General features: G+C 56.0%; 8 protein-coding genes and 1 riboswitch. Of the genes, 6 read left to right on the top strand and 2 right to left on the bottom strand.

Annotated elements, in window-relative coordinates:
- Positions 1–219: 219 nt before the first annotated feature.
- The 5 genes from AL01_RS08830 to AL01_RS08810 all read left to right on the top strand — a co-directional run bounded on the left by AL01_RS08830 (position 220) and on the right by AL01_RS08810 (position 8,407).
- Positions 220–915 carry an alpha/beta hydrolase gene (locus AL01_RS08830; protein ID WP_077397182.1) on the top strand — a complete coding sequence of 232 codons (696 nt, stop codon included), beginning with the start codon at positions 220–222 and terminating at the stop codon, positions 913–915.
- A gap of 47 nt (positions 916–962) precedes the next feature.
- Complete coding sequence (tyrS, locus tag AL01_RS08825) at positions 963–2,213, top strand: tyrosine--tRNA ligase (protein ID WP_077397181.1); 1,251 nt, start codon at positions 963–965, stop codon at positions 2,211–2,213.
- Positions 2,214–2,339: 126 nt separating this feature from the next.
- Positions 2,340–5,093, top strand: coding sequence for a class I SAM-dependent DNA methyltransferase (locus tag AL01_RS08820; protein WP_077397180.1), 2,754 nt, complete (start codon positions 2,340–2,342; stop codon positions 5,091–5,093).
- 4 nt (positions 5,094–5,097) lie between these two features.
- Positions 5,098–7,176 carry a DEAD/DEAH box helicase gene (locus AL01_RS08815; RefSeq protein WP_077397179.1) on the top strand — a complete coding sequence of 693 codons (2,079 nt, stop codon included), beginning with the start codon at positions 5,098–5,100 and terminating at the stop codon, positions 7,174–7,176.
- A gap of 4 nt (positions 7,177–7,180) precedes the next feature.
- On the top strand, positions 7,181–8,407 hold the full coding sequence (locus tag AL01_RS08810) for a GIY-YIG nuclease family protein (protein WP_077397178.1): 1,227 nt from the start codon (positions 7,181–7,183) through the stop codon (positions 8,405–8,407).
- Here AL01_RS08810 and AL01_RS08805 read toward each other — a convergent pair.
- Together AL01_RS08805 and rpe are read right to left on the bottom strand one after the other, a co-directional pair.
- Complete coding sequence (locus AL01_RS08805; RefSeq protein WP_077397177.1) at positions 8,404–10,014, bottom strand: heparinase II/III family protein; 1,611 nt, start codon at positions 10,012–10,014, stop codon at positions 8,404–8,406. The two genes, AL01_RS08810 and AL01_RS08805, sit on opposite strands and share 4 nt — an antisense overlap.
- A 36-nt stretch (positions 10,015–10,050) precedes the next feature.
- Positions 10,051–10,728 (bottom strand): ribulose-phosphate 3-epimerase, encoded by a 678-nt coding sequence (gene rpe / locus AL01_RS08800; protein WP_077397176.1) that lies wholly within the window; start codon positions 10,726–10,728, stop codon positions 10,051–10,053.
- Positions 10,729–10,879: 151 nt separating this feature from the next.
- Positions 10,880–10,995, top strand: a riboswitch (TPP riboswitch).
- Between the two features lie 80 nt (positions 10,996–11,075).
- Here rpe and AL01_RS08795 point away from each other — a divergent pair.
- Positions 11,076–13,463: a TonB-dependent receptor gene (locus tag AL01_RS08795; RefSeq protein WP_241502794.1), complete on the top strand. Its 2,388-nt coding sequence runs from the start codon at positions 11,076–11,078 to the stop codon at positions 13,461–13,463.
- Position 13,464: the final 1 nt, after the last annotated feature.

The raw sequence follows: 13,464 nt of genomic DNA, 5'->3' as shown, positions 1-13,464 counted from the left end.
CCATTTTGAAAAAACCAGAAGAGAAGAGTCGATTTTGGTAGAAATTGCGAGGGTGGAACCGATATACAACGCCGGTATGTTCCTCCCGGACTGGGGCTGTGCCTTCTGACCGGGGCGTAAAATTATGCCCGGGCCCCGGACAGGACCCGGGCATTATCGGTTTGCACAACCACTCTGGTCCTTCAACGGGCAATGGGTGGACAAAAAGGTGAGAGACGCATGCCTGAAGTCATGTTTGCCGGCCCGGACGGGCGGCTCGAAGGCCATTACCATCACTCTGAAGACCCAAACGCCCCGCTTGCCCTGATCATCCATCCACATCCGTTGCATGGGGGGACGATGAACAATCGAATCGCCTACACCATGTATCGGCGTTTCCAGACAATGGGCTTTTCTGTCCTGCGTTACAACTCCCGTGGTGTTGGTCGTTCTCAGGGGCGTTATGACGGGGGAATCGGGGAAATCTCCGATGCAGCCGCTGCGCTAGACTGGATGCAGATGATCAACCCCAACTCCTCCGAGTTGTGGATTGCCGGGTACTCCTTCGGTGCCTTCGTAGGAATGCAGCTGCTTATGCGCCGCCCGGAAATCCGTGGCTGGATCAGCGTTGCTCCTCCGGCTGATGATTATGACTTCAACTTCCTTGCCCCCTGCCCGTGCAGCGGCTTGATGATTGCTGGCGGCAAGGACAGCATGGCGCCGGAGCCTGTCATCCATAAACTGGTGGACAAGCTCAACACGCAGAAGAATGTCACGGTTGATTACCGGGTCTTCCCCGAGGCCGATCACATCTTCTCCCAACAGGCAGAACTGATTGCCGATGCGTTGGAAGACCACGTGACAACCCGGCAGCGGAATCTCTTCGCCCCCGAAGACACCCTAATGCCCGAGCCCGCTGCAGAAGCTGTCGGCTAACTACCCACACCCTGCCGACAGGACATCTACCAGGAAGAAGGCCCTTCATGACCGATATAACGCTTAAAAGCCCATTCCTGCGGGAAGCAAAAGCCCGTGGCATGATCTTCCAGTGCACAGATTTCGAAGCATTGGATGAACTCATGCTGGCTGGCCCCATTACGGCCTATATCGGTTTTGACCCCACGGCAGACTCCCTGCATGTGGGCAATGCCATGTCGATCATGATGCTACGGCTGCTCCAAAAACACGGGCACAACCCCATCGCCCTGATTGGCGGCGGCACGGCAAAGATTGGTGACCCGTCCTTCCGTGATGAAGCCCGCTCCCTGATGACGGATGAGACTATCACCCATAATCTCGCCGGTCTGCGGGCTTCTCTTGGGCAGTTCCTGAACTTTGATGATGATAAGTGCCGTCTCGTCAATAATGCGGACTGGTTGGATAAACTATCTTACATCGGCCTGCTTCAGGATGTCGGTGTGCAGTTCTCTGTCAGCCGGATGCTCTCCTTTGAGAGCGTAAAGCAGCGGCTAGACCGGGAACAGGGGCTGACTTTCCTGGAGTTCAACTACTCCATCCTTCAGGCGTTCGACTTCCGGGAGCTGCACCGCCGCCACGGGGCCATCCTCCAGATGGGCGGCTCTGACCAGTGGGGCAACATCGTCTCCGGCATCGACCTTGCCCGCCGCACCGACGGTGCCCGCCTGTTCGGGCTGACGACACCCCTCGTCACCACATCCTCCGGTGCCAAGATGGGCAAGTCCGCCAACGGGGCCGTGTGGGTCCGCAAGGAACGCCGGCCTGTGTTTGATTACTGGCAGTTCTGGCGCAATACCGAGGATGCCGATGTCAGCCGCTTCCTCAAAATGTTCACAGACCTGCCCGTGGAAGAATGTGAGCGTCTCGGTGCACTGGCAGGGGCAGAGATCAACGAAGCCAAGAAGATTCTGGCCACCGAGGCCACGGCCATCTGTCACGGTCGGGAAGCCGCCGAGGAAGCTGCCGAGACGGCCCGCAAAGTGTTTGAACAGGGGAGCGTGCAGGCAGCCCTACCGGAAGTCACGCTCTCTTCCGGCCTACCTGCTGAGGGTATGCCGGCCTTCAAACTCTTTGCAGAAGCCGGACTGGCCGCCAGCGGTGGCGAAGCCCGCCGTCTCATCCGTGGGGGTGGTGCCCGGTTGAATGATGTGGTCATTAAGGATGAGAACCAAATCATCACATCTGCCGACCTAACGGATGGTACGCTAAAACTTTCCTCTGGCAAGAAGAAGCATATCCTCGTCCGGGTTGGGTAAAGTCACGTTATACAGTCGGAGAGGCATTACCGCCCTCTCCGACTACATGCTATGCAGTAGCGTATCTGGACAAAACTGACGGTATGTGATTCGCTTCTTCCTTATTCTTACTAAAGGACTGATGCTATGAATCCGACCGAAATCTATGATGCTCTCTCGGACCTCGCATCTCAGCCCTTTGATGGCAGTATATTTCCCTACGACTTTGCACTCGCTACGGACGCCGCAAAAGCAACCGTAGATAAGCTCCGCAAAGGTGCGACCAACCGTTCCGACCTCCCCGGTGGCGTGCTGCTAAGCCGCCGCTTCCACTTTGCCCCTGCGGGGGGAACGAAACAGGCGACAGTTGATGCCGTTTTGGACCAGTTGAAGGCCTCGCCCCGCAACAAGCAGGCAAAGCCGGCCATTCTCCTCACAACAGATGGTACCATGCTGGCCGCTTTTCACCCTGCCAGCGGGGAGAGCCTGCATTGCCAGTTGGATGAAATGGCCAAACATTTTGGCTTCTTCCTCCCCGCTGCTGGTAAGGAGCGTTACCGGGCCGTAGAGGAAAACCCCGTTGACGTGCAGGCAACGGGCAAGCTGGCCAAGCTCTATGATGCCCTCATCCGGCATAATCCGGAGTGGAAGAACCCCAGCCATACACACATTATGAACCAGTTCATGATGCGGCTGATCTTCTGCCTATTCTCCGAGGATGTCGGCATCTTCCCTAAAGACCAGTTCAGCCGCATGGTGCTGGACTATGGCGGGAAAGAAGGCGAGGCCCTGCACACTGTCCTTCAGGCCGGGTTTGAAGCCATGAACCTGCCGAAAGATGAACGCAGCCACCTGCCGGACTGGACAGCCCCGCTGGAATACGTCAATGGCGGGCTATTTGCTGGTGACATCACCATACCAACCTTTGATGTTACGGCCTTCCGTTACCTGAAAGATGCCTGCGCGCTGGACTGGAAGGACATCAACCCCGATATTTTCGGCTCCATGATCCAATCTGTTGCGGATACGGGCATCCGGGCCGAACTGGGGATGCATTACACATCCGTCCCCAATATCCGCAAAGTCATCGACCCTCTTTTTCTGGATGGTCTGCGCAGCGAGATCCAGAAGGACTGGGACAAACCCGCAGCCCTACAGAAACTCCTGCATAAGCTCGGTCATATCCATATTTTTGACCCCGCCTGTGGCTCCGGGAATTTTCTTGTCATTGCCTATCGCCAGCTGCGAGAGCTGGAAATGACCATCCTGCAACGGCTGGCCACGCTGAACGGCAATAACACGATGGAGCTATTTTCTACCATCCCGATTGCCAATTTTCATGGCATAGAATGTGCCGATTTTGCCGTAGAAACGGCCAAGCTGGCCCTGTTCATTGCGGAATATCAGGCCAATGCCCTCTTTGCCGAGCGTTTTGGCCGGGCCATTGCCCCCCTGCCACTGCGGGAGGCCGCCCATATTGTCTGCGGTAATGCGCTGCGGCTCGACTGGGAGGCCGTCTGCCCGCCACCGGGGGATGGTGAGCTGGTGTACATCATCGGCAATCCGCCGTTTCTGGGTTCGAACTACCAGAATGCAGAGCAGAAAGCCGACATGGCCATCACCTTCTCCGGCTCCGTAAAAAACTATAAGGGGCTGGACTATGTGGCAGCATGGTTCTTCAAAGCTGCCCGCTATATTCAGGGACGACAGGCAGAGGCCGCTCTAGTTTCCACCAACTCGCTCTGCCAGGGGCAAGCCGTCAATGCTCTCTGGCCCGATTTGTTGGGAGAAGCGTTAGAAATCAGCTTCGCCCATACCTCCTTTAAATGGCGCAATAATGCCAGCCATAATGCCGCTGTCATCTGCATCATTGTCGGGTTGAGAAACCGCCCGGAAACCAAGACCACAACAATACTAAAACGCCTCTTCACCGGGGAGACGGAGCATCAGGCCACAAACATCAATGCCTATCTGCTCGATGCTCCGGATGTCTTCGTAGAAAAAGCTAGCAAAAGCCTCTTCGGCCTTCCTGAAATGGTAAAAGGCAACATGCCCGTTGATAACGGCCATCTCATCCTCTCACCAGAAGAGAAGGACAAGCTCCTGCAACAGACCCCACAGGCTGCGCCCTTCATCCGGCGTTTCATGGGGTCTAAAGAAGCAATCAACGACCTTGAGCGTTATTGCCTCTGGATTGATGATAGAGATATTGAAGAAGCCAAATCGATCAGCCTTATTGCGGATCGCATAGATGCCACTCTTGAAGCTCGTACATTTAAAATCAAAGAAGCTCAAAAAAATCCCAAACTGCTGGACCGCCCTTGGCAGTTCAGGGAGCATGACGCCCCACAAAACCACGCCTACCTCATTCCCAGTGTCAGCTCGGAACGCCGCCCCTATCTTCCGACCATACGGGTCAAGTCTGACACAATTTCCTCCAACCTCAACTTCGTCCTCTATGATGCGCCGGAATGGTGCTTTGCCCTTCTGGTTTCCCGCCTCCATCTGGCATGGGCGGCCTCAATCTGCGGCAAACTGAAAACAGACTTCCGCTATTCCAACACGCTCGGCTGGCACACCTTCCCCGTGCCTGCCCTCACGGAGGCAGACAAAGAGGCCCTGAAGCAGTCCGGGCGGGCGATCATGCGGGTACGGGCGTCCTATTTCGACAAGTCTCTGGCCGAACTGTACGACCCGGACAAAATGCCTGCCGATCTCTGGGAGGCCCATCAGGCCAATGATGCCCTGCTGGAGGGGCTGTATAACAAGGGCCAGCCCTTCACTAACGATACACAGCGGCTTGAACATCTCTTCCGCCGCTATGCTGCCCGTGTGGCACAAAGCCGGAAGAAACAGACTGCCCGCAAAAAACGCTCCACAACAAAAAAGCAGGAGGGCTGACCCGATGGCAAACATGCTCACCATGACCTATGGCCATAGCAAGGCAGGCACCAACGCACAGGGGATGCGCCCCATGCAGGAGCGTGTCTATAATGTTCGGCAGGCCCAGCATATTCTCCTCAAGGCCCCGCCCGCCGCCGGGAAAAGCCGTGCCCTCATGTTCGTCGCGCTGGACAAGATGCGCCATCAGCACGTGGAAAAAACCATCATCTGCGTGCCGGAGACCTCCATCGGCGGCTCCTTCCGCAGTACATCCCTCCCCGGTTTTGAATGTGACTGGGTGGTGGAAGACCGCTGGAATCTCTGCCTCGACAGTGACGAAAGCTCCCCCCGCAAGGTGCGGGCTTTTCAAGATTTTCTACAGGATGACAAGGCGCAGGTGCTCGTCTGCACCCATGCTACCTTCCGCTTTGGGTATGATGCCGTCATCGCACAAGATGGTGTGGAGCGTTTCGATTCCTGCTTCATCGCTGTGGATGAGTTTCATCATGTCTCAGCGGGGGATAATAACCGCCTCGGCTTCATCCTGCGGGAATTGCTGAGCCGGGACCGCTGCCACCTCATGGCGATGACGGGCAGCTACTTCCGAGGGGATTCCATCCCCGTTCTCCGCCCGGAAGATGAAAGCCGCTTCACCCCCATTACCTACAGCTATTACGAACAGCTAGAGGGGTATGAGTTCCTCAAGAAACTGGGCATCTCCTACGAGTTCTATAAAGGGACCTACATCAACGGGCTAAAGGATGTTCTGGACCCCACACGTAAGACCATCATCCATATTCCGCACCGTGGGTCATCCGAGGCCTTTGACGATAAATATAATGAGGTCGGGCAGATCATCGACCTCATCGGCACGATTGAGAGACGGGACCCAGAAACCGGGTTTGATCTGGTCCGCCGGCCTGATGGCCAGCTGCTCAAAGTGGCTGACCTTGTGGATGATGGCCCCAACCGGGACCTCATCAAGGCCAGCCTTGCCAAAACCATCACCGGGCCAGATGGCAAACGGGATGACGAAGCCGACCGGGCCAAGGTGGACATCATCATCGCCCTCGGCATGGCTAAGGAAGGGTTTGACTGGGTCTGGTGCGAACATGCCCTGACCATAGGCTACCGCTCCTCCCTGACGGAGATCGTCCAGATTATCGGCCGAGCCACACGGGACGCACCCGCCAAAACACGGGCTGTCTTTACCAATCTGGTCGCCGAGCCGGGAGTGGAAACACAGGCCGTGCAGGATGCCGTAAATGACATGCTCAAGGCCATTTCAGGCTCTCTACTCATGGAGCAGGTTCTGGCACCCAACTTCAAGTTCTACAGGCGGGAGGATAGCGATATCCGTGCGCCTGTCAGCACGGATGCACAGGGGCATGTCACCATTGGCATCCACAATCTTGATGAACCCCCAACCCAGCGGGCCCGTGACATCTGCGAACGGGACATGAACGACCTCGTCGCTACCACCCATCAACACATGTCCAGCCGTGCCCTAAACCCCAGCACAGCCCCGGAAGTCCTCAACCAGCCCATGCTGACTGGCATCATCGAGAAACGCTACCCCGACCTAACAAAAGATGAGACGGAATCTGTCCGGCAACAGCTTTCTGCTCGCATCAATCTTTCCACATTGGCCCGGCAAACCCTCCCGGAGGAAGACATCACTCCACCCACCCCCGATGAGAACAGGCCTTCACCCGACATTGGCCCAAGCCCCACCACAGAGGACGAAAAGACAGCCAGTGCGCCTAACACGTTGCTCAGCCTCGTCAGGCGGCTCATCAATGTAAAAGATATCGACATGGAGCTGATCGACAGCGTCAACTGTTTTCAGGAACGGTTTGAGATCATCTCCCGTGATATGGACGCCCCCCTGCTAGCGCAGATCAAGACCGCTTTCACCGCCCAGAATTACCCCATGACAGATGAGGAAGCTCTAATCCTCTGGCCCCGTTTCCGGGCCTTCTGCTTACAGGAAGGTCGCCACCCCGACCCCCATTCACCCGACGAACTAGAACAACGCCTTGCTATCGTACGGCTTTATCTTAGCAAAGCCAAAGCCAAAGCACGCCAGCGGCAGGACTAACCCTATGAAACGCCTCACACTGGAAGATATTTTCGCTGAGGATGACGAACTCGGCCTACTTATGGACGATGCCTCACCATCTCAACAGGGGCGAGGTACCCGCAAAACAGAGTTGGATCTTCTAGAACAGGTGAGCCGTTTTTACGAAGAGCACGGCAGGTTCCCAGATAACAAGGCAGAAGATCACGACGAAATGTGCCTTGCAGCGGCATGGACTCGTATGGCGCAAACCCCATCCCCAGCCATGAAGGAGGCTGACAAGCTGGGGCTACTTGCCGAGTCCACCCCCCCCTCCCCAACCCTACCCGACTGGCGGGATGAACAGGCCTTTACGGATATCCCCCAATCACTGGATGATATCCTCAATGATGATAGCCTGGACATAGATGACAGCCTCTTCACACTCCGGCACTCCAGCCCTGCTGCGGAACGGGCCGTGCCAGAGCATCAAGCCTTCATCACGCCCTGCGCCAATTTTCAAGATTATGAGGCCCTGTTCGAGGCTGTGCAGCAGGAAATAGCCAACGGCACCCGCAAAGCAAAGCGTATAAAGAAGAACCAGATTCTTGAACCTGCGGAAGGCGACTTCTTCATCCGTAATGGTCTCATTGCCTATGTCGCCGAGAAATATGAAAAGACCTATCGCCACGGCGACCGAGAACATCGCCTGCGCATTATCTTCTCCAATGGGACGGAAAGTGACCCGCTTATGTCGTCCTTCCGCAAGTCCTTAACAGAAGATAAGACAGCCCGCCTCATATCCCGCATCGGCCTTGGGCCACTCGCCGGTAGCGAAACTATCACCAACGCCACCGGTACCATTTATGTTGCCCGCTCTCTCTCCGATATTCCGGCCATCCGTAAACTACGTGGAGAACTTTATAAGATTGGTGTCACCAGCGGTGATGTTCGCCGCCGGGTTGCCGATGCCCGCAATGACCCTACCTTCCTCATGGCACCGGTGGATATTGTGGCCACCTATACGCTGGTCAATCTCTCCTATCGCAAGGTGGAAGACTGCCTTCATCGCTTTTTCGCTCCCTCACGGGCGAAACTGCACGTCCATGACCGTATGGGGAAGCTGATCTACCCCCAGGAATGGTTCCTGCTACCCGCTGCCCTGATTGGTCAGGCAGCCCACCTCATACAGGAAGGCACACTCCACCTTTACGAGTATGACCCCCACCAGAAGACCATCATCCGCAAGAATACACCCCAGCAATCCCTCTAAAGAGGCACATACTCCAGCACCCATTCCACCCTCTGCTGGCGTTTGGGGGGCTTTGTGGCCCTGTTACTAGCATCGGCTGCACCCCCCACCACTGGCACAGTCCGGCCCGGTAGAGACTGAACAATGATCTGGGATGTCTGCTCTGGCACACCACGGCCCATATACAGGTCTTCTTCTAGAGCCAGCACACCACCCACCTGATGGAAACGCCATATCTCTGACGGGGCATGGAGTAGAATCTCATCATCCTCCCGCTCCACACGGACATCGGGATGAATGTGAAACCTCAACGTAAAGGGCACATCCCGCTCACCTTCCACCACCTCTTGCCCTCTGAGTTCCTCACCAGACGGAGCCAGAAACAGGGAACGGAACCAGATGACCCCATAAGATGGATAATATCCATTATGTGATAAGTGCAGTTCTTGCGTGCGGCCCTGTCGTTTCTCTTCGTAGCGCACCTGTGAGGGGCGGCGGGTCACATGGCCATCCTCCCCAAAATCAGACGAAGATTCCCCATCCACAACCAGAATCGTATGGGCGGCAGAACCACGGAGGGCCCGCTGCCAAGCGCCCCCCTCCGCTGCACCGCAATTGACAAACAACCGCTGCCGATAATGGGAAAATTCAAAAGACAATGTCCCGGCATGAGCCAGACGATCCATCCCAGCAGAGGGCGGAGCGGCGGCATCCACCAGCAACAATGCCCGCCCTGCTGTCAGACGAGCAAACCCACCTTTGCTGATGCTAGACGCAACAACCCTATAGCGTTCTGCCTGTTCCAGCAGGTCTTGCACAGCTTTTGCGCCACGCTCCTGCGAGCCATTGAACAGGGCTAACCCGCCATCACCATGACAAAACGCCCGCAATACAGCACAGGCACGGCCTAACATCACCGGCACACAATCCGGCGGCATCCATTGCAAGGTGCTGAACATACCCTGAATGGCTGTCAGCTCCTGCACGCACCGGTACTGTGCCTCCGGGCTGCGCTCGGCGGTAATGCCGTCTTCACCCATCAGACGCTTTAATTCCAGCGGAAGTTGCTGCTCAAACCGTTTGAAGAAACCATCATAATACGGCACAGCCATATAAACAGCCAGCAGCCCCCGCAAGGCGACCAGCCCTTCCCACCCCGTGGGCGGCAGAGGCAACATAGCTGAAAGGCGACGAGCCTCCCGCACGGCGGCATCCAAAACCAGCTGCTGTGTCCCCTCCGTGGCGGTGGAGAGGCAAAATTCATAATGCCCCAACCAATTAGCCAGCCGCCGCCCCATCACGCCACTTTCCCGTGCGACCGAGTCAGTTGGCGGGCGATCCGCCCATGAGGCCACCATAGACCGGGCTAAAAGCCGAGCCCCATTCGTCCCGAGCGTCCGCAGATCCCGCAACCAATCGAAGCCATAGAACCAGCGGCGGACATCATCCGGCCAGCTATTAGTCTGCCAGACACCACGCAAGGGCAGGCTGTAGGTCTTCTGGCCGAAGCGAAATACGCCCCCTGTCAGCAGGGCACCCTGATCTACATCGCCTTCCTCCCTGTCTTGATAAAGACAGACAGGACTTACTCCCTCATGCCGCCGTCGCCGGGGCATGGAGACTAACATCAGCCTGAAATACCGCCAGCAAGCCCTAAACAACCATCATTCCCCTGCCGAGGCTGAAAGTCGGGCTGGCCGGGCAGCGGCACGCATACCCTCAATCGCTGCCTTGCGATCATCCTTACCAAAAATAGCAGAACCCGCTACCAACATGGTTGCCCCAGCCTCTGTCACCAGCGGGGTAGTGGTCTCATCAATACCACCATCAACCCCCAGCACGATGTCACGCCCGCTCTTACGAATCATCTCAGCAAGGGTTCGTATCTTAGCCAACTGACCATGCAGGAATTTTTGCCCCCCGAAACCGGGATTAACCGTCATAACCAGAATAATATCGACCATGTCCATCACCTCCGACAAAGCCTCTGGCGGTGTAGCAGGGCAGATAGCCACACCGGCCTTACAGCCCAGTGCTTTGATGGTCTGCAATGTACGATGGAGATGAGCGTTTCCCTCTACATGCACGGTGATATGATCCACACCGGCTTCCGCCATGGCGGCCAGATAAGGGTCGGCCGGTTCAATCATCAAATGGGCATCAAAACGGGCCTTACTATGGGGGCGCAACGCCTTGATGACGGGCATACCAAAGGAAATATTCGGTACAAAATGTCCATCCATGACATCAAGATGCAGCCACGGTGCTTCCGCAACAGCGCCCATCTCGTGACGCAGATTGGAAAAATCAGCAGCAAGCAGGCTTGGTGCAATGATGGGCATGTAACCTCCATATAAAGAACCGACAGTGCATATTTACATGCGATATTGGCAGAATACGGCTTTTTTACAAGGGAATCCCACAGGCTGTAGGAACCGCCCCGGCGAACGGGAAAGCAAATAGACACAAGCCGCCCTCTCTGCTAACGGAGGGATATGTTCCGAGGGGTGCCTTTGCGATGTAAGGCTGAGAAGATGGCTATTAGCCCATCTAACCCTTTGAACCTGATCCGGTTCGTACCGGCGAAGGGACAGGAAACAGCATAGAGCGGGTTTATCCCCCGTTACTCCCCCTGAACTGACGCCCCTACTGCGAACCTTCACCATCGTATCCCGAAGGCGAAGATTCCATGCGTTCATTTTTCTCCGGTAGAAAAACAGCTCCTTTCTTTCTGCTTCTTTGTAGCCCCGGCTGGGCACTTGCAACCTCCGAGAAGCAGGCCCACAAATCCGCCACGCCCCACCACCCTGCCGAACATCAGGCACCCCACGCCATGCAGGCCAAACAGGTGGAATACATCACCACCCGTGCCACCCCGGAGGTTGTCCAACGTGGCGGCGGGCTGATCCGCCCCCAGCATGGTACGCAGTCCATCAGTGAGGTGGGCCGCAGCTACATGGACATTCAGGCCCCTATGGCCTCGGCCTTTCAGCTCGTCTCCATCCTGCCGGGTGCTAATGTCATGACATCCGACCCGTTCGGAATTTCGCCTAACACCAACATCAGCGTGCGTGGCCTAAATGGCGATGCGCTGGGCTATGTGCTGGAGGGAATGCCCCTTAACGACATTGCCGCCTACAATGGCTACCCCAACCAGTTTGCCGATACAGAAAATTACAGCAAGATCGGCCTCCAGCAGGGATCAGCCGATTTGGACAGCCCCGTCCTCAACGCCGCAGGCGGGCTGATGAAACTCTCCTTTCTTGACCCCGCCCTAAAGCCCGGCGGCTTTGCCTCCTTCTCTTATGGGGCCTTCAATACAAGGCGTGGCTTCATCCGGCTGGAAACAGGTGAAATAGGCCATAGCGGTGTAAGAGGGTTTGTCTCCTATTCCAACACTCATGCGGACAACTGGCGCAGCGGAGGGTACGACACCCGTCAGCACATCGACTTCAGGCTTCTCAAAGAATGGGGACAAGGAAGCCATGCCAGCCTTCTGGGGTCATGGAACAAAGCCGATACCAGCTATTACCCCTTTACCTCCCTTGCGGACTGGAAAACCTACGGCACCCATAGCGGCAAGCTAACCCAGCATTTCCAGCCCGGTGAAAACAGCACCAACTACTGGCGTCTTGCCCGCGACCCAGAAGAAACGCTCTATGTCGGCGCACCGGTGCATTTGCGCTTCAACCAGCGTTTTTCCTTCGACATCACCCCTTATGCCCAGAGTGCCTACGGCAACTTCCCCTATGGTTCCACGCTCTCCAGCACGGGGAATTATTACGGCTCCCAACCCGTAGCCTCCCTACCCGTTAAAGACGGCCAGACCGTCCGGGCTGATTACACCCAGCGCAGTTATCGGGCCGGTGTGAACATGGCCTTCCATGCCCATTACAAATGGAATGATTTCGTCATGGGCTACTGGTACGACTACTCCGATGATAATGAGCGTCAGCCCTTCACGAGCGTGGGTGATGATGGCTCTGCTACCAACATCTGGGCCGACAAAAGACGCAACCGCATCCTCATGTCAGATGGCAACCCTTATCTGGCCGGGGCGTTTCACACCATGTCGCAGGCCAATGCCCTCTACATTGGCGACCATATCTCCTTAATGGATGACAGGTTAGCTATGGATATTGGCTTTAAGGAAGTCATGCTGCACCGCTGGGGAACGAACGATGTACCCGGCTCGCAGCGCAACGTTACCAGCAACCGGCAAGAACCCCTCCCCCGCTTCGGCCTACGCTGGAACATCACAAAACAGGATCAAATCTTCCTCAATGTGAACACCAATTTTCGGGCACCGGCTGTCTCTGCCTATTATAACAGCTATGCTGGTGTAGATGCGAATGGAGCAGCCAATGGCGCCATCAGTCAGGCCGGGACCAACCACCTGAAGAATGAATATTCAGTCGCCGAGGAATTCGGATACCGCCGCACGGGGGATTGGCTGACAGCAAGCCTGACCTTCTTCAACTATAATTTCCGCAACCGGCAGATACAAACAGGCGAAGCGAACAACCCCAACATCATCACAACCATCAATGCTGGGAAACAGACCTCCCGTGGCGTGGATGTGGAGCTGGGTACACGGCCCTGGCATCATATTAGCCCCTATGCGTCCTTCGAGTATCTCCATACGAGTATTGATAATAATATCGCCACCGGAGGGGACATCTTACCAACAGCAGGTAAGACGGCGATCCGTAGCCCCCATTTTCAGGTTGGAGCCGGATTACGCTATGATGATGGACACTTCTTCAGCATGATCACCATGCATTACATGAGCCACCAATATTCTACCTTCATGAATGACGAGCGTATCCCTTCCATTATGACGGCCGATCTAAGCCTTGGTTACCGCTTCAACAATGTGGGCTTCCTTCATCAACCCACATTACGACTGAACCTGAGCAACATCAGCAATCAGCGTTATCTCTCTGGCGTCAACTCCACCGCTCTGAACGCACATGACACTACCGGGCTACATGGCACACGAATTAGCGGATCAGCACCGGGTTATTATATCGGTGCCCCCTTCGCCGCCCTCGCTAGCCTGACAGCTGGATTCTAAG

The sequence above is a fragment of the Bombella intestini genome (assembly GCF_002003665.1).
GTDB classification, from domain to species: domain Bacteria; phylum Pseudomonadota; class Alphaproteobacteria; order Acetobacterales; family Acetobacteraceae; genus Bombella; species Bombella intestini.
This window is presented reverse-complemented; position numbering and strand designations above follow the sequence as displayed.

What these genes read in the sequence shown, in the direction of transcription:
- AL01_RS08820 (WP_077397180.1), top strand. Translation starts at nt 2,340, where the DNA reads ATGAATCCGACCGAAATCTATGATGCTCTCTCGGACCTCGCATCTCAG.
- tyrS (WP_077397181.1), top strand. Translation starts at nt 963, where the DNA reads ATGACCGATATAACGCTTAAAAGCCCATTCCTGCGGGAAGCAAAAGCC.
- AL01_RS08795 (WP_241502794.1), top strand. Translation starts at nt 11,076, where the DNA reads ATGCGTTCATTTTTCTCCGGTAGAAAAACAGCTCCTTTCTTTCTGCTT.
- AL01_RS08810 (WP_077397178.1), top strand. Translation starts at nt 7,181, where the DNA reads ATGAAACGCCTCACACTGGAAGATATTTTCGCTGAGGATGACGAACTC.
- AL01_RS08815 (WP_077397179.1), top strand. Translation starts at nt 5,098, where the DNA reads ATGGCAAACATGCTCACCATGACCTATGGCCATAGCAAGGCAGGCACC.
- rpe (WP_077397176.1), bottom strand. Translation starts at nt 10,728, where the DNA reads ATGCCCATCATTGCACCAAGCCTGCTTGCTGCTGATTTTTCCAATCTG.
- AL01_RS08830 (WP_077397182.1), top strand. Translation starts at nt 220, where the DNA reads ATGCCTGAAGTCATGTTTGCCGGCCCGGACGGGCGGCTCGAAGGCCAT.
- AL01_RS08805 (WP_077397177.1), bottom strand. Translation starts at nt 10,014, where the DNA reads ATGTTAGTCTCCATGCCCCGGCGACGGCGGCATGAGGGAGTAAGTCCT.